Raw genomic sequence first — 15790 nt, forward strand, 5'->3', positions numbered from 1 at the left:
ATGCCTTCCGGACCGGCCCGGGCCGCGTATACGCCCTTCGCTCATCTCACTGTGCCCAACGCCGCCCTGTACCGCCTGGTCATGGGAGCCTTCCTGGCTGCCAAGGAGCGCTTCGCCGTCCACTTGCGGCCTGAGGACGTGTTCGCGGCGCTGCCGCCGGAGCAGCGGCCCGCCGACGTGGACACGGTGGTCAAGGCGCTGGACAGCCTTGTCGATTGGGGCAATCTGCGGGCGGATCCGGACACTTCCCGGGTCACCGCGGTCGAGGACTTCTACCGCAAACGCTTCATCTACCAACTCACCCAGGCCGGCGAGGCAGCCGAGCAGGCTCTGTCCGCGTACGACGAGGCGCTGGGGCGGCGCGGTGCACTGCAGGCGGTGGCCCTGCACGACATCGTCACCCAGTTGCGGGCCCTGCTGGTTCTCGCCGCCGAGCAGGAGGAAGGCGAGCCGGATGCGGCCAAGACACATCTGGCGCTGTCCACGCTGACGAGCAGGTTCGAGGCACTGGCGGAGAACGCGCGGGCCTTCATGGGTTCCCTGCAGCGCACCATCGACCTGCACGGTGTGGAGGTCGATGTCTTCCTCGCCTACAAGGACCGCCTGATCCAGTACCTGGAGCGGTTCATCCAGGATCTGATCACCCTGGGAGGGCGGATCGCCCTGCTCATCGGTGAGTTGGAAGAGCAAGACCGGGTCGACGTGCTGTTGCGGCTGGCGGCGGCCCGGGAGGCGGCCGACGCCGCCCCCGGCGAGGTCGAGAGCGCCGAGGCGCGAGCGTATGAGCGGTGGGTGGGCAGGTGGTCGGGGCTGGCCGCCTGGTTCGTTTCGGCGGAGGGACGCGAGTCCCAGGCCCGTCTGCTGCGCGGCCGCGCTCTGGGAGCCATCCCCCAGCTGCTGGCAGTCGTACGGCAGTTGAACGAGCGGCGGGCCGGGCGCTCGGACCGCTCGGCGGACTTCCGCACCCTGGCCCGCTGGTTCGCCGAGGCCCCCGACGACGCGGCGCGGCACCGGCTGTGGCGTGCCGCGTTCGGGCTGTATCCCGCACGTCACCTCACCGTCGACGCCGACACCCTCGACCGGCGCTCCGCCCACCCGGTGGCCGCCTCCACCCCGTGGGCCGAGGCCGAGCCGCTGCGGATCAGCCCGCAGCTGCGCCGCACCGGTAGCTACGAGCGGCGCGGCAGAACCCGCCGGGTGCAGGATCGGTCCGAGCAGCGCAAGCACCTCGCCGAGATCGCCGCCAAGCAGGCGCAGGAGATCACGGCCGCCCGTGCCAGCCTCGCGACGGACGGCACCACGAGGCTGTCCGCGCTCGGTGAACTCGACCCGCTCGCCTTCGGCCTGTTCCTGCAGCTGCTCGGCGACGCCTTGGCCACCTGGCGGCCCGGCACGACGGCCACCGTCGCTACCAGCAACGACGGCACGATGGAGATCCGGCTCACGGCCTTGGCTGACGGTATGAGGGCCAAGATCCGCACCCCCGACGGCACCTTCAGCGGCCCCGACCACCTGGTCGAGATCATCGATCTCACCCGAACCGGCCGTGCGCGCGCCGCCGGCACTTCTGGCGGGGAGGAGTGATGACCACGCCCCTGGGCGAGGTGCTGGACGGTCGACGCACCGCCGAGTTCCACAAGGCCGCCCGCGCACTGCTGAAGGAGCCGCTGCTGCTTGCGCACGGCCCGCACGCGGAGGAGTTCCGGCTGGTGCGCCGGCACGCCGGCGACCTGCGCGACTGGTTCGACCGCAACACCGGCTGGCCGCTGCGGGTGGACGCGGACGCGGCGCGGCTGGCCAGAGCACCCGGCACCCTGGCCGACCCTACCCATCCGGCCCGCGAGGCCTCCCGTGCCCGCGCGCCGTTCACCCGCCGCCGCTATGTCTTGCTCTGCCTGGCGCTGGCCGCACTGGAGCGCGGCGAGGCACAGATCGCGCTCGGCCGGCTGGCCGAGCAGGTGGTCCTGGACGCCGCCGATCCCCATCTGGCGGCCGCCGGGATCGAGTTCACGCTGGAACGGCGCGAGGAGCGGCTGGATCTGGCTGCGGTGGTACGGCTGCTCATGCGCTACGGGGTGCTACGACGGGTGGCCGGGGACGAGGACGCCTACGTCAGCGGGGCGGGTGATGTGCTCTACGACGTCCAGCGTCGCGTCCTGGCCGGACTGCTCGCCGCCCGCCACGGCCCGTCGATGATCGCCGCGGACGGTTTCGAGGACCGTCTGGTCGAGCTGACCTCCGAGAGCGCGCTGGACAGCGACGAACTGCGCTTCCGCGCCATCCGCCAGCGGTTGACCCGGCGGCTGCTGGACGACCCGGTGCTGTATTACGCCGAGTTGGCCGACGAAGAGCTCGCCTACTTCACTCGCCAGCGCGCCTTCATCACCGCCCGGATCACCGAACTGACCGGCCTGGTCGCGGAGGTGCGTGCCGAGGGAATCGCCATGGTCGACCCTCTGGACGATCTGACCGACGTACGGATGCCCGAGCAGGGCACCCACGGACACGTCACCCTGCTGCTCGCCGAGCACCTCTCGACCGCCGCCGGCGCGGTCAGCCGTGGTGAGCTGGAGCGCAGGGTGCGGGAGTTGGCCGTCGAACACGGCGGCTTCTGGTCCAAGAGCGCCAAACAGCCGGGCGCGGAGGCGGAGTTGGTGGACCAGGCTCTGGCCAGACTGACCGCGCTGGGCCTGGTCGCCGCCGTACCCGGCGGCGTCGCCGCGCTGCCGGCGCTGGCCCGGTACGCGGTCGGCGAGACCCTCGTACGGGAGCCCGGAGTCCCCACCCCTCGTACCTCTCAGCGAAAGGCATGACCGCCGTGACCGCCCTGCCCACTCCCGCGCCCGGCCGGTGGCGGCCGCTGCGGATCGGCCTGGTCGATCTCTTCTACTACGACACCGAGGAGTTCTGGTTCCGGGACGGACGGCTGCTGTTGCGTGGCAACAACGGCACCGGCAAGTCCAAGGTCCTGGCCCTCACCCTGCCCTTCCTCCTGGACGGCGACCTGTCCGCGCGCCGCGTGGAGCCCGACGCCGATCCCGGCAAGCGTATGGAGTGGAACCTGCTGTTGGGCGGGCAGCATCCCTACCCCGAGCGGCTCGGCTACACCTGGATCGAGTTCGGCCGCCACGACGAGGCCACGGGACAGGACCGCTTCCTCACCCTGGCCTGCGGACTGAAGGCGGTGGCGGGGCGGGGCATCGCCCGTCACTGGTACGCCGTCACCGACCAGCGGATCGGACCGGAGCTCAGTCTGCTCGACGCCACCGGGACCGCGCTGACGCGGGACCGGCTCGCGGAGGCTCTCGCCGGGCGCGGCATGGTGTACGACACGGCCACGGCGTACCGCAGGGCGGTGGACGAGGCGCTGTTCGGGCTGGGTGAGCGCCGGTATGCGGCCCTGGTGGACCTGCTCGTCCAGCTGCGCCAGCCGCAGCTGTCGAAGCGGCCCAATGAAACGGCGCTCTCGCGTGCGCTGACCGAGGCGCTGCCGCCCATGGACCAGGCGGTGATCGCCGATGTGGCCGAGGCATTCCGGTCTTTGGACGAGGAGAAGGAGGAGCTGCGGGCGGCCACCGAGGCGGAGCGCGCCGCCTCGGCCTTCCTGGACCACTACCGCCGTTACGCCCGCGTCGCCACCCGCCGCCGTGCACGGCTTCCGCGCCACGAGCACGCCCGCTACGAACAGCTGAACCGCGATCTCGCGCAGGCCCAGACCGAGCGGTCACAGGCCGAGGAGGACCGGCAGCGGATCGCCGGGCGGCTCGCGCAGCTGGAGGAGAGTGCCGCGCGGCTGAAGGCGCAGGAGGCAGCGCTGCGCGAGGGCCCCGAGATGCGCAGTGCCCGGGAGTTGGAGCAGGCGGCGGCGGACGCCCGCCGCACCGCCGGGGAGCTTTCCCGCACCGAGGCGGACCGGGAGCAGGCCGCTCAGGCGCACACTCGCGCCCTGGGCCGCCTCAAGGGTGCCGGCAGGCGGCTCGCGGCGGCCGAGGAGCAGGTCGCGGACACGCTCACGCGCGAGCGGGAGGCGGCGTCGGCCGCCCGCCTCGACGCCGAACTGCGCATCGAGGGCGCGTCGGGGGCCGAGCTGCGTCGCGCGGCCGAGGAATCGGTGGCGCGCAGGCGGCGCACGGTCGACCACGTGGAGGCAATGGCGTCGCGCGCCGCGGAGGCCGCCGCCGAGCGGCGCGCCGCCGCACGCCGGCTGGACGAGGCGCAGACCGAGGCCGGGCACACTGCTGAGCGGCAGTCCCAGGCGGAGGCCGCCGCAGCCCGGGCGGGCCGGGAGCTGGTCGCCGCCGTACGCGAACACCTCGACGTTTGTGAGGAATTGACCCCTCAGGACCCGGTGGGCCTGCTGGACGCTCTGCAGGACTGGGTCACGCATCTGCGGGGTCCCTCTCCCGCACGGGTGCACACTGCGGACGCCCACCGCGCCCGGGCCACGGAGCTGGCCGACCGGACGGCGGCCCTCGGTCAACGGCTGACCGAACTGAGCGCCCGGCGCGCCGAGAGCGAGCGGGAGCTGGCCGACCTGGAGGCAGGAGGCCAGCGCGGTCCCACGGCACCTCACACGCGTACTCCCAGCGTGCGTGAGCAGGCGCCCGGAGCGCCCCTGTGGCGGCTGGTCGACTTCCACGATCACGTCACCGCCGGTGAACGCACGGGTCTGGAGGCGGCGTTGGAGGCCTCCGGCATCCTGGACGCCTGGGTGTGCCCGGACGGCACCGTCCTGCACACAGACCTGCATGACGTCCTGCTGTCACCGGGCGCCCCGCTGATCGGGCCGGTGCTCGGCGACGTGCTGCGCCCGGCCGTCGACCACGGTGACCTGCGCGCCGTGGCGGTGGGCGAGCAGATTGTGGCCCGCCTTCTGGCTACCGTGGGTCTCGGCTCCGGCGGCGACACCTGGGTGGCGGCCGACGGCCGGTTCCGCGTCGGAGCGCTGACCGGCAGCTGGTCGAAGCAGGCTGCCGTGTATGTAGGCGAGGGCGCCCGTGAAGAGGCACGCCGGGCCCGGATCGCCGTCCTGCGCGGCGAACTGGACGCCCTGGCAGGCCAGTTGAACGAGCTGGAGGCCGAGCGGGCCACGGTGGCCCGGCGTCGCCGCACTCTGGATGCCGAACTGGCCGCCGTTCCCGACGACGCCGCCCTGCGCCACGCGCACGCGCTGGCCGCGGCCGCCGCGGACGCCGCCCACCGGGCCCGCGCCCGCCAGGACGACCGCTCCGCGGAAGTGACCGCAGCGGCCGAGCAGGAAGCCGAGGCCGCCACCGAACTCACCGACACGGCCGCGGCCGTGAACCTGCCGGCCGACCGTCCGCGGCTGCTCGTAGTCCGCCAGGCGCTGGCCGACTACGCCGCGGTCCTGGCGGCCCTGTGGCCCGCCCTGCGCGAGCGCGCCGAGGCCGGACGTGCGGTGGCCGACGAGCGCACGGAAGCCGAAGAGGCTGGCGCGCGGGTGGCCGAACTGGCTCTGCGTGCCGAGGAGTCGGCCCGCCTGGCGGCCGCCGCCGACGAACGGCACACCACCTTGCGCTCCACCGTCGGTGCCGCCGTCGCAGAGCTGGAGAGGCGCCTGGCCACCACGGCAGAGGCCCTGGCCGAGTGCGAGCGCGACCAGCGCCGCTCCCGCGAGGAGCACACCGCCGCCGGCCGGCGCGTGGGCCATGCGGAGGGCCGTATCGAGCAGCTGGAGAAGGATGTGGGCGAGGCAGCCGCCTCGCGCGCCGAGGCGATCGCCGCGCTCCAGCGGTTCGCGGCCACCGGACTGCTGCCCGTGGCGCTGCCCGAGACGGCCGTGCCCCCGCTGGACGGCGAACCGTGGGCGGCCACCCCGGCCGTCGCGCTCGCCCGCTCCATCGAGGCGCAGCTGTCGGGCCCGTCCGGCACCGACGACTCCGACGGTGCCTGGGAACGCGTCCAGAAACGGCTCAGTGAGGAGTACAAGAAACTCCAGGACGCCCTCTCCCGCGGCGGCCACACCGCCACCGCCCGCATGGTCGAGGACGGCATGGTCGTCGACATCGTCTACCAGGCCCGTCGGCGCACCGTGCCCGACCTGGCTGCGGCCCTGTCCGCTGAGGTGACGGAACTGGCGCACATCCTGTCCGCGCACGAACGCGAGATCCTCGAAACCCACCTGCTCACCGAGGTCGCAGGCACCCTGCAAGAGCTGATCGGCGCCGCCGAGCGGCAAGTGCGGGCCATGAACGCCGAACTGCTGGAGCGGCCCACGTCCACCGGCATGAAGCTGCGTCTGGTGTGGCGTTCCTCGCGCAAGGCGCCGACCGGGCTGGCCCAGGCACGGGAGCGCCTGCGCCAGTCCGCGGACGCTTGGGCACCCGAGGACCGGGCGGCGGTCGGGGAGTTCCTGCAGGCCGAGATCGCCCGCCGGCAGTCCGACGACGCGGCGGGCAGCTGGCTTGAGGTGCTCACCGCAGCGCTGGATTACCGGTCCTGGCACGAGTTCGGCATCGAGCGCCACCAGCAGGGCGCCTGGGTTCCGGCCACCGGCCCCGCCTCCGGCGGCGAACGCGTCCTGGCCGTGTCCGTACCGCTGTTCGCCGCCGCCTCCTCGCACTACGCCACGGCCGCCCCCGACGCCCCGCGCCTGGTCACCCTGGACGAGGCGTTCGCCGGCGTGGACGACGACTCGCGGGCCAAGTGCCTGGGCCTGCTGCACGCCTTCGACCTGGACGTGGTGATGACCAGCGAACGCGAGTGGGCCTGTTACCCACAAGTCCCCGGCATCGCCATCGCCCAGCTCTCCCGCGTCGACGAGATCGCCGCAGTCTTGGTGACCCGCTGGGAATGGGACGGCACCGAGCGCCTACGGGGGGATGAACCGGACCACCGCCTGGCGACCCTCCCCGCCCTGGCGGCTCCCCCGGCCACTGAGTTCGGCGCGGCGGCACCCGGGCCCGCCGACGGCACCGGCCAGGGCCCACTGTGGGCATGAGCCGCCCCGGGCAGCCCGGTCCCCCCGACGAACCCGGCCCGCGCATCGACCTCGACCGCCTCGGCCGCCTGCTCGGCGACCCCGGCCTGGCCTGGCTGGTCGAGCGCGTCCGGCGCCGCATGGAGCGGGACGAACCCCTTACCGGACCGCTCACCCAGACCGCCGCCACCACCGCCGAACGTGCCGCCGCCGAACGTCTGTTGGGCCGCAACCCACGCGCCGGACGCTCACTGAGCGTGCGCCTCGACGCGGTGGATGCCGTGCTGCGCCGCTCCGGCATCAGCCCCGACGGCCTCGCCGCCGCCGTGACCGCCCTCACCGGCCCCGTCCCTCGGCTCGCCGACATACGCGAACAGGAAGTGAACGCCTGGCAGGACGCCTACGCCCCGCTGGCCATGCTGCGGCCCGAGCTGGCGGAGTGGTCCCTGCAGTTGCGCAAGGACGGTCTCGTACGCCGCCTCGCCCGCACCCCGCAAGCGGCGAAGGTCCTGCTCACCGACGCCACGACCGCCCTCCGGGCCTTGCCCGCCGACCCGGCGGTGTCTCTGCCCGCCTTCGCCGCCACGGCTCTCGGAAACGCTCACGCGCTCGACGACGGAACTCCGCTCGCCGCCATCGTCCTGTCTGGCATCCGTGCCCTGACCGGCTTCCCCGACGGCAACGGAGCCGAGTGGCGCCGCGAGGCCTGGGCCTCGGCCGGCCTGCTCAGAGATGCCCTCTCCTCCACCGTCCTCACCTTGGGCCTGCGCGGCACCCCCGCCCTGGACTGGATGACCGACGCGGGCGAACCGGCCGTCCTAACGCTGCGCCAACTCACCCACAGCCCGCCGAGGACGGCGCCCGGGGTCGTGTACGTGTGCGAGAACCCGACCGTCCTGGCCACCGCGGCCGACACCCACGGCCCCGCCTGCCGGCCCCTGGTCTGTCTCCAGGGTCAGCCCTCGGCCGCCGCCCTCACCTTGCTGCGCCACCTCCACTCCCGCGAATCCACGCTCCGCTACCACGGTGACTTCGACTGGGGCGGCTTGCGCATCGCCGACGCGCTGCTGCGTGGCGTCCCCTGGCAGCCCTGGCACTACACCGCCGCCGACTACCGCACCGCGGCCGCCGCCACATCGTTGGCACCGCCCCTCACCGGCACACCGGCCACCGCCGCATGGGATTCCGACCTGGCCGCGGCGCTGGCCGAACTCGGCGTGCGCATCGAGGAGGAGACCGTCCTGGACATCCTCCTGGCCGACCTCTCGCCTTGAGCTCGTCATGCTGGCGACACGTGAACTTTCGCCCGCCGACAGGGCAGGCTCAAATTCGACGCGCTCCTTCAGGCAGCGGGTCTGGAGATCCCCTCTTCGTCCCCGCTCCACTGCCCAGGTCCTGGCAGTGCTGGTGCGCCGTTCGTGCCGCGCCAAGCGCGGAGGCTGCCGCCGACGCGCAAGAGATCCGCCGCGCCCCGATCCCCCGAGGCGCGCCCACCCGCCCCGCCCGCCCTTCCCTTCCTTTTCTTGTCGGGGGTGGCGTGGGGGTGTGCAGAGGGGGATGTCGGGCTGCCGACCACGCCAACAAGGCCGTGGTGACCTGCGGATACGTCGCCCTGGTGCGGAATGGGGTCGACCGGTGTCGGCGGGGATATCGACGCGGTTGTCGGCCTGGTCGGGGGCGGTGTTGGCGCATCGTGACCGCGGTCGGGCCCTCATGGTCGCAGGTGTGGTCGGGGTTGGCCGCTGTCGTGGCCGGTACACGCGGCGCCGTACAGAACGGTGCCGCCCTGTACTGAAGAGAGGGCCGGCGATGACGGATGTGGATGTGGGCAGTAGGGATCGGCTGGCGTTGGCGGTGCTGGTGCAGTACCGGATGGCCACCACCGAGCAGATGCAGCGGGTGATCGCCCCGGAGGTGCGCAGCGAGCAGACTCGGCGCAGGCTGGCCAAGTTGCGCGAGGAGGGGCTGATCGATCGGATCACCCTGCCCAGGGCGGGGCGGCTGCGGGTGTGGTTTCCCACTCCTTACGGTGTGCAGGTCGCGTGCGAGTGGCCGGAGTTGCGCGGGCGGCGGCCACCGAGAACAGTGTCTGATCCGACCGCCGCACGGCTGCGGGTCGGGCACACGCTGACGGTGACCGAGACCGCGCTGATCTTCCTGGAGCACGCCCGCCGCCGCGGTGAGCTGTGCCGGCCGCTGGACTGGATCCCCGAGGTCTACCACTCCATCGGGGGCGGCGAGGCCGTCATCCCCGACGCGCTCATGTACTACCGGCGCGGCTGTGAGGGCGGCGACGGACCGATGCTGCGGGCTTTCGTCGAGGTCGACCGGGCCACCATGGGCCCGGAACGTCTGGCCGCGAAACTTACCTCCTACGCCCGCCTCCACAGTTACATCCCCGCTTCCCCGGGACAGCGCCGACCGCGCATCGGGCAGATGCCGGTGCAGGAGCAATGGCGGCAGCGCTATCCGCTCTTCCCTCGCGTCTTGTTCGTCCTGGACGGCACCGGGCCGGCCGGCGTCATCACCCGCATCAGGGCCCTGCACGCGGCCGTCGACAACCCGGCGCTGGCCCTCTTCCTGCAGACCGTCCCCGTCATGGCCGCGGCGCTGGCAGACCTGCGCACCGAGGGCCCCTCTGAGCCCGTGTGGCACCCGGTCCAGAACCCCGACCCCGCGGTCGCCTGGAGCTGGTAGCCATACCCGTAGACGGCCTGCGCAGCCGCTGCGCAATGCCCACCGCCTCTGTGTGGCGACTGCGCAGAGCCCAACCACAACTCCGTAGACCCGACCATGACCCCGACCACAGCCCCGACCACAGCAATGCGCAACCATCTGTGCACCGAATGCGCAGTGGTTGCGCAACACGCGTGGACGGCTGCGCAGCCAGAGCACACGGGCGGCACGCAGTCTGCGCAGCCGCCCGCCTACCTGCCGTGGTTGGGCTCATGGTCGCCCCAACCAACGGGCCCACGGTGCGTTTGCGCACCTGGTCTGTCGCGGAGTGCCTGATCATTGGGCGTCGTTGGTCGGGCGATGCGCAGATCGTCAAAGTCACCCAGAAGAAGCTGCGCCGACAGCTCAAGCGCCGGCGCACCGACCGCAAGACCGGCAGGACCAACATCAAGGCGGTCCAAGCCGTCACCAGCGTGACCGCGAAGCAGAACGGGCCTCCCGCCGATCGAGCTCCTCCAGCCACGACACCATCGCCGCCTCCAAGGCCGCGTCCTGGTACACGACGATCCGCCGTCCGACCATGAACGGCAACGGCATCACCAGCTCACCGCAGAAGAGCCACACCCAATGCGAACTCCTCCCCAAGATGACCCTGTTCCAATAGCGTCCGGCAACGCCCCCGGGATCCGCACCCAGTGACTGCCGACGCCAACGGTCGTGGCGGGCTGGGAAGATCACCGGCAAGTACAGCGAACTCCATCGAGACCGTGAAAGACGGGGATGTCGGGGAGCCTGCCCATAGGCCGGGTCGAGGAGTGGCTTCGACGCGAGTTGGGCTCCGGGCGACAGTCCTTCGCTCAACTGGCCTCGGACGAGGCATGGTTCAGGTTCATACGCTTCGGATCGCAACGTTTCGATACCACGGACACGCCCGATACCGACGGTCCTCTCTTCCAGTACGGGACCCACACATTCGAACGCCCGCCAGCGTTCACGCTGGACTTTGTCAGGGAGTTCGAGGTCAACGACACGCTTGACGAGCACGATCACTACATACAGCCGCACTGCGAACTTCTGTACGAACCCGTGCCTCGACTGAAGGCACTTGGGCATGTCGAATCATGGTTCTTCCACGACACGGACGACGAACTCGACCGGTGGGCCGACGACCTTGCCCGCCAGGAAGTCTGGACGACCGTCCGTCACCTGGACCCCGCAGAGATCAGGGTCTACCAAGAACAGGTGTGACCGCAGTCGGAGAACGACCTGCCCGGTGACACCCAGCCGCGTCGGGGTTTCGGCGACTTCGGGCGTCGCCGGCGGGCTGTTGCCTGTTGCCACCTGGATATGGCCCGGATTGTCCTTCGCTGGGCCTCTGGTGGATGCGGTTGTCGTGTGTGGCGGTCGGGGTTACGGAAATTCGCGTGCTTGATGTGGAGAAGTTGTGGGTATTGCGCGGTCAAGATGTGTTGAGATCATGTGCATGACTCTTGGTGGAGCGGAGTATGTCGGACGTCGCGCTCGGAGAACGCCCGAAAGACCCGCCAGCACGTCGCGACCTGTCGGACGTACTTTCCAGTGGGACGGACCGGACGAACTATGAGCACGAGCGACTTACCCGACCCCGCGCCGCACTCGGCGCCGGCGCCACCCGCCGCGGGGACCCCGGTGGTCGGGGATGCCGTGGGCGCGATGCGCAACGCGCGCGCCCAACTCGCCGAACTTCTGGGCCGTACACCGGAATCGGTCTCGGCCATCAGCCGCGACGGGACGGGCTGGCAGGTCGACGTCGAGGTCGTGGAGCTGGAGCGCATCCCCGATTCCACCAGCGTCCTTGCCGTCTACCGGGTGAGACTGGACGCCGAGGGCCTTCTCCTCGGCTACGCCCGCAGCCGTCGCTACACCCGAGGTCAGGTCGACCGGCAGTGAGGACGTGCGAGGCGGCCCGCGCGACGGCCGCGACGGCGGTCCGTCCCCGCCCTCTGTTCGACGCGGAGGCCAGCCTCCAACCCCCTGTGCACGACGCTCCGCCCGCTGTCGAGGTGTCCATGTCCGCGACGCCCTCGCCCCCTGGATCCGGTGTACCGGCCCGGGACCTTGCTCCGGCTGCCCTACGCCGACCGCACGCCAGCCTTTCCACCGACGGCCGCCTCGCAGCCGACCGCTCCGCACGCCCTCGCCCCACCTCTGAGAGGGGACCTCACCGATGACCGTGCTCGCCCAGACCGCCGCCCCCCGTGCCCAGAAGACCGACGGAGGCCTTTACGACATCCTCGACCTGATCCTTGACCGCGGACTCGTGATCGATGTCTTCATCCGGGTGTCGGTGATCGGCATCGAGATCCTGCGCGTCGACATCCGCATCGTCATCGCCAGCGTCGACACGTATCTGCGTTTCGCGGCGGCGACCAATCGCCTGGACCTGGAGAACCGCGGTACTCCCGTGGTGACTCCGGCGCCCGCGTTGTTCGCACCGGCCCTGCCCACGGCTGTGGCACCGGAAGGCCAGGCGGCTGTTGCGCCGGGCGTCGCGGCAGCGCCCGCTCCCGGCACTGTCGTCATGCAGGGGCAGCCCGTCACCGCCTGGCCGTCCGGTACCGGTACTGCGGTCCCGGTCGTCGGGAACCTGGGACAGACGGTGGGGCAGGCACTCGGGGCGGTCGGTCAGACGGTCGGTGGCGTCGTCGGCGTCGTCACCCCGACCGTCGGGGGACTGGTCCAGGGCGTGGCGCCGACCGTGGTCGGCACGGTGGGCCGGACGGCCGGCACCGTGGTCGGGGCTGTGGCCCCGGCGGCAACGACCGTGGTGGGATCCGTGGTTCCGGCGGCGTCCGGTGTGAGCGCTGTCGTCCCGGCGGCGGGCACCGCGGCCCCGGTGACCGATCTCGCGGCACACAGTGCCGGCGAGGTCGGTGTGGTGGAGCAGGAGCCGGTGCGTGCCGGGCAGGAGTCGGCCGGCGCCTCGGTTCCGCCCGCGGCCGGTCACGAGCAGGCTCCCCCCGTACAGACTCCTGCCGCCGAGCAGGCTCCCGCCGCCGCACCCGGCAAGCCACGGGGCGGCAAGGGACAGCAGGGCGGGGAGGCCTGAGGGATGCCGCTCTACCTCTATGCGGTCACGGACGCGGACCATCCGCTGCCGGTCGAGGGTGCCACCGGTATCGGGGCATCACCCGCGCCCCTGCGGGCGGTACGGGCAGCCCGGGTTGCCGCCGTCGTCAGCGAGGCGCCGGCGCAACTGCGCGCCAAACGAAGAGACCTGATTGCCCATCAGGAAGTGCTGCTGATGCTCGGCGCCGCGGGTGCCGTGATACCCCTGCGCTTCGGCACACTCGCCCCCGACGACGGCGCGGTACGCCGCGCCCTGGCGGACCAGGAGTCGTTGTTCACCGACCGGCTCCGCGAGGTCGAGGACCGCGTCGAGTTCAACGTCAAGGCCCTTCAGGACGAGGACACCGCCGTGCGGGAGGTCCTGCGGGACAGTCCCGAAGCCCGGCGCCTGAGCGCCCTCACACGGGATGGCTCAGGCACGCACGACGACCAGGTGGCCCTCGGTACGGTCGTCGCGGCCGGGGTCCAGGCGCTGCAGGCGGAGCACGCCCGGGACATCGCCCACCGGCTGGAGCCGCTGGCTCACCGCACCGCCGCGGGCGATCCGACGGGCGAGGTCTTCCTGAACCTGAGCCTGCTGATCGAACGCGGGCGGGCCGACGCGTTCGCCGCGTCCGTGGACCAGGTCGCCCAGAGCCTCGGGCACGGGCTGGAACTGCGGGTGACCGGCCCTCTCCCGCCCTACAGCTTCGTCTGACCGCGCGACCGCGTGAACTGGACGCCGTACCTCCGCCTGTCCACCACTGCCTCCCTGACCGGAAGGAGAGCGCCGTATGGGCCTGCTGGGCAGCCTGCTCGGCCTGCCACTGGCTCCGCTGCGCGGGGTCGGCTGGGTGCTGGAACAAGTGGTGCAGGAGGCGGAGCGGCAGTACGCCGACCCGGCCCCCATCCACCGTGAACTGGCCGAACTGGAAGCCGACCTGTTGGCCGGCCGCATCACCGAGGAGGAGTTCGGCCTCCGAGAGGACGAACTCCTGGACCGTCTGGAACAGATCACGGCCGCCGGCACCGAGGACTGGGCCGACCCCGGCGCGGAGGAAGCCCACGCCTCACCCCGAGCCCACGATGACCCCGACAGTTCCCGCGATCCGGCCGCCGCTCCCGCGCACAGCGACACGTTCCACCCCGCCCCCTTCGATGACCTGGGCGGCCCCGACGGCCCGGCACCACCCGACGGTCCTGCACTCCAGGAAGGCCCCCCGTGACCGACGCCCTCACACGACGGCCAACTGCCCTCTCGCCCCAACCGGGCAGCGCAGGCAATCTGGCCGACATCCTGGAACGCGTCCTCGACAAAGGCGTCGTGATCGCAGGAGACATCAAAATCAACCTCCTCGACATCGAACTCCTCACCATCAAGCTCCGGTTACTCATCGTCTCCGTCGACACCGCACGCGAGATGGGCATCGACTGGTGGGAACACGACCCGACGCTGTCCTCACGCGCCGCACGCCCCGCCCCGCCACCCGACCTCGCCCGTACAGAGGAGCTCGCCGCCGAGAACGCACGCCTTCGCGCCGAACTCCACTCGCTCAACGCCCGGTTGAAGGAACCCGATGACCTCTGAACCCCACCCCCCACCCCCGGCAGAGCTCACCGAGACGGTCTACGCGTACGCCGTACTGCTCCAGAACGAGGCAGCGGAACGGGCCGCCCGGGAACTGCGCGGCGTCGACGGCCTGCCGGTACGGATCCTGCACGGCACCCACACGGCCGCAGCCGTCAGCGACGTACCCGCCCACACCTTCACCGAAGAGGTCCTCGCCCAGCGGCTCGACGACCTCACCGACCTGGAACGCCTGGCCCGTGCCCACCACCAGGTGATCGCCGCACTCGCCTCCCACACAGCACTGCTGCCTTTGCGGCTGGCCACGGTGTACCTCGACGACAACAGCCTGCTGCGACGCCTGCACAACGACGACAGCCACTTCCGCACCACCCTGAACCACCTGAAGGGCCACGACGAATGGGGCGTCAAGATCTACGCCGACCCCCCGGCCGCCACCCCGCCCCCAGCGGACCGGCCACGCTCCGGCCGCGAGTACCTGCGCGCCCGCCGCGCGAGCCGGGACGGCCACGACCTGGCCCACCAGGCCGCCGCCGACCTCGGCGCACAAGTGGACCGCACGCTCACGGAAGAGAACTGGGCCACCGACGTACGCCACCACCGTCCCCAGCCCGCAACCCTGTCCGCGGCACCGGGGGAGAACATCGTCAACGCGGCCTACCTGATCCCGCGACAGCACACACGCACCTTCCAGGACCGCGTTACGGCACTCGCCGCCGACACGGCCGGCATCCGAGTCGAGATCACCGGCCCCTGGGCCCCGTACTCCTTCGCCCCGCCCCCGCCGGAACAGACCGAACGGACAGACCCCGCGACCGTGCGGACAACACCGTGACAACCGACCCCCCGCCCCAAGCAGAGGTCGCTCTCGTGGACCTCCTCGACCGGCTCCTGGCCGGCGGTGTCGTCATCACCGGAGACCTCAGCCTCTGCATCGCCGACGTGGAATTGGTCCGCATCTCACTGCGCGCCCTGCTCACCTCGGTCGAGGCAGCCACCGAAGGAATCCTGACGTGACACCACACAGCGAACCCGCCCCCGGCACCCAGTCGACACCAGCACCGTTTCCGGACTCCGCGCCCCGGCGCCTCGACCTGGACAAGGACACCGTCGAACGCGACCTCGTCCGGCTGGTGCTCACTGTCGTGGAGTTACTACGTCAGCTCATGGAACGCCAGGCCATCCGCCGAGTCGAAAGAAACAACCTGACCGAGGAACAGGAAGAACGCATCGGCATGACACTCATGATCCTCGACGACCGCATGACCGAACTGCGCGAGCGCTACGACCTGAGCCCCGAAGACCTCAACCTCGACCTCGGCCCACTCGGCCCTCTCCTGCCACGCCAGGAGAGCCGCTCATAAGACTGCCGGCCAGAAACGACAGCGGCTGCAGCGACTGCGTTGGCGGGCGCATCCCGGCGGGCACGGCCTGACCGTTGGACGGCGGCCTCGGCGGGAACACGACCTGCCTCGCCGACGACAGCAGAGCGGTATGCA

The 15790-nt window shown here is 71.6% G+C and carries 14 protein-coding genes and 1 pseudogene; 14 read left to right on the forward strand and 1 reads right to left on the reverse strand.

The features are described from left to right. The 5 genes from M2283_RS19540 (at nt 1) to M2283_RS19560 (ending at nt 9637) form a co-directional block, all read left to right on the forward strand. Nucleotides 1-1584 (forward strand): TIGR02677 family protein, encoded by a 1584-nt coding sequence (locus M2283_RS19540; protein WP_280877558.1) that lies wholly within the window; start codon nt 1-3, stop codon nt 1582-1584. Further along, nucleotides 1584-2813: a TIGR02678 family protein gene (locus tag M2283_RS19545; RefSeq protein WP_280877559.1), complete on the forward strand. Its 1230-nt coding sequence runs from the start codon at nt 1584-1586 to the stop codon at nt 2811-2813. The genes M2283_RS19540 and M2283_RS19545 overlap by 1 nt, the downstream gene beginning before the upstream one ends. Next, nucleotides 2810-6961: a TIGR02680 family protein gene (locus M2283_RS19550; protein ID WP_280877560.1), complete on the forward strand. Its 4152-nt coding sequence runs from the start codon at nt 2810-2812 to the stop codon at nt 6959-6961. The genes M2283_RS19545 and M2283_RS19550 overlap by 4 nt, the downstream gene beginning before the upstream one ends. Next, nucleotides 6958-8214 carry a TIGR02679 family protein gene (locus M2283_RS19555; protein ID WP_280877561.1) on the forward strand — a complete coding sequence of 419 codons (1257 nt, stop codon included), beginning with the start codon at nt 6958-6960 and terminating at the stop codon, nt 8212-8214. Before M2283_RS19550 ends, M2283_RS19555 begins: the two co-directional genes overlap by 4 nt. 535 nt (nt 8215-8749) lie before the next feature. Next, nucleotides 8750-9637: a replication-relaxation family protein gene (locus tag M2283_RS19560; protein WP_280877562.1), complete on the forward strand. Its 888-nt coding sequence runs from the start codon at nt 8750-8752 to the stop codon at nt 9635-9637. Nucleotides 9638-10081: 444 nt separating this feature from the next. Here the strand turns inward: M2283_RS19560 and M2283_RS19565 are convergent, their stop codons facing one another. Further along, nucleotides 10082-10240, reverse strand: a complete 159-nt coding sequence (locus M2283_RS19565; protein ID WP_280877563.1) for a hypothetical protein — start codon at nt 10238-10240, stop codon at nt 10082-10084. A 156-nt stretch (nt 10241-10396) separates the two neighbouring features. Between M2283_RS19565 and M2283_RS19570 the strand changes: the two genes are divergently transcribed. The 9 genes and pseudogenes from M2283_RS19570 to M2283_RS19610 all read left to right on the forward strand — a co-directional run bounded on the left by M2283_RS19570 (nt 10397) and on the right by M2283_RS19610 (nt 15655). After that, the gene (locus M2283_RS19570) at nt 10397-10864 is read left to right on the forward strand and encodes a hypothetical protein (RefSeq protein ID WP_280877564.1); all 468 of its coding nucleotides are present in this window, start codon (nt 10397-10399) and stop codon (nt 10862-10864) included. Between the two features lie 351 nt (nt 10865-11215). Then, entirely contained in the window at nt 11216-11545 is a 330-nt protein-coding gene (locus M2283_RS19575) for a gas vesicle protein (protein WP_280877565.1), read from the forward strand. A gap of 277 nt (nt 11546-11822) precedes the next feature. Then, nucleotides 11823-12047, forward strand: a pseudogene (gvpJ, locus tag M2283_RS19580) (gas vesicle protein GvpJ); the annotation flags it as partial. Between the two features lie 660 nt (nt 12048-12707). Continuing rightward, nucleotides 12708-13421 (forward strand): GvpL/GvpF family gas vesicle protein, encoded by a 714-nt coding sequence (locus M2283_RS19585; RefSeq protein ID WP_280877566.1) that lies wholly within the window; start codon nt 12708-12710, stop codon nt 13419-13421. A gap of 76 nt (nt 13422-13497) precedes the next feature. Then, nucleotides 13498-13929 carry a gas vesicle protein GvpG gene (locus tag M2283_RS51945; protein WP_432423098.1) on the forward strand — a complete coding sequence of 144 codons (432 nt, stop codon included), beginning with the start codon at nt 13498-13500 and terminating at the stop codon, nt 13927-13929. Then, nucleotides 13926-14291 carry a gas vesicle protein gene (locus M2283_RS19595; RefSeq protein ID WP_280877567.1) on the forward strand — a complete coding sequence of 122 codons (366 nt, stop codon included), beginning with the start codon at nt 13926-13928 and terminating at the stop codon, nt 14289-14291. Before M2283_RS51945 ends, M2283_RS19595 begins: the two co-directional genes overlap by 4 nt. Next, a complete protein-coding gene (locus M2283_RS19600) occupies nt 14281-15126 on the forward strand; it encodes a GvpL/GvpF family gas vesicle protein (RefSeq protein WP_280877568.1) in 846 nt (281 codons plus the stop codon). Before M2283_RS19595 ends, M2283_RS19600 begins: the two co-directional genes overlap by 11 nt. Next, nucleotides 15123-15308, forward strand: coding sequence for a gas vesicle protein (locus M2283_RS19605; RefSeq protein WP_280877569.1), 186 nt, complete (start codon nt 15123-15125; stop codon nt 15306-15308). The genes M2283_RS19600 and M2283_RS19605 overlap by 4 nt, the downstream gene beginning before the upstream one ends. 77 nt (nt 15309-15385) lie before the next feature. Continuing rightward, nucleotides 15386-15655 carry a gas vesicle protein K gene (locus M2283_RS19610; protein WP_280877653.1) on the forward strand — a complete coding sequence of 90 codons (270 nt, stop codon included), beginning with the start codon at nt 15386-15388 and terminating at the stop codon, nt 15653-15655. Nucleotides 15656-15790: the final 135 nt, after the last annotated feature.

This window comes from Streptomyces pseudovenezuelae, from assembly GCF_029892565.1.
Taxonomy (GTDB): Bacteria; Actinomycetota; Actinomycetes; order Streptomycetales; family Streptomycetaceae; genus Streptomyces; species Streptomyces pseudovenezuelae_A.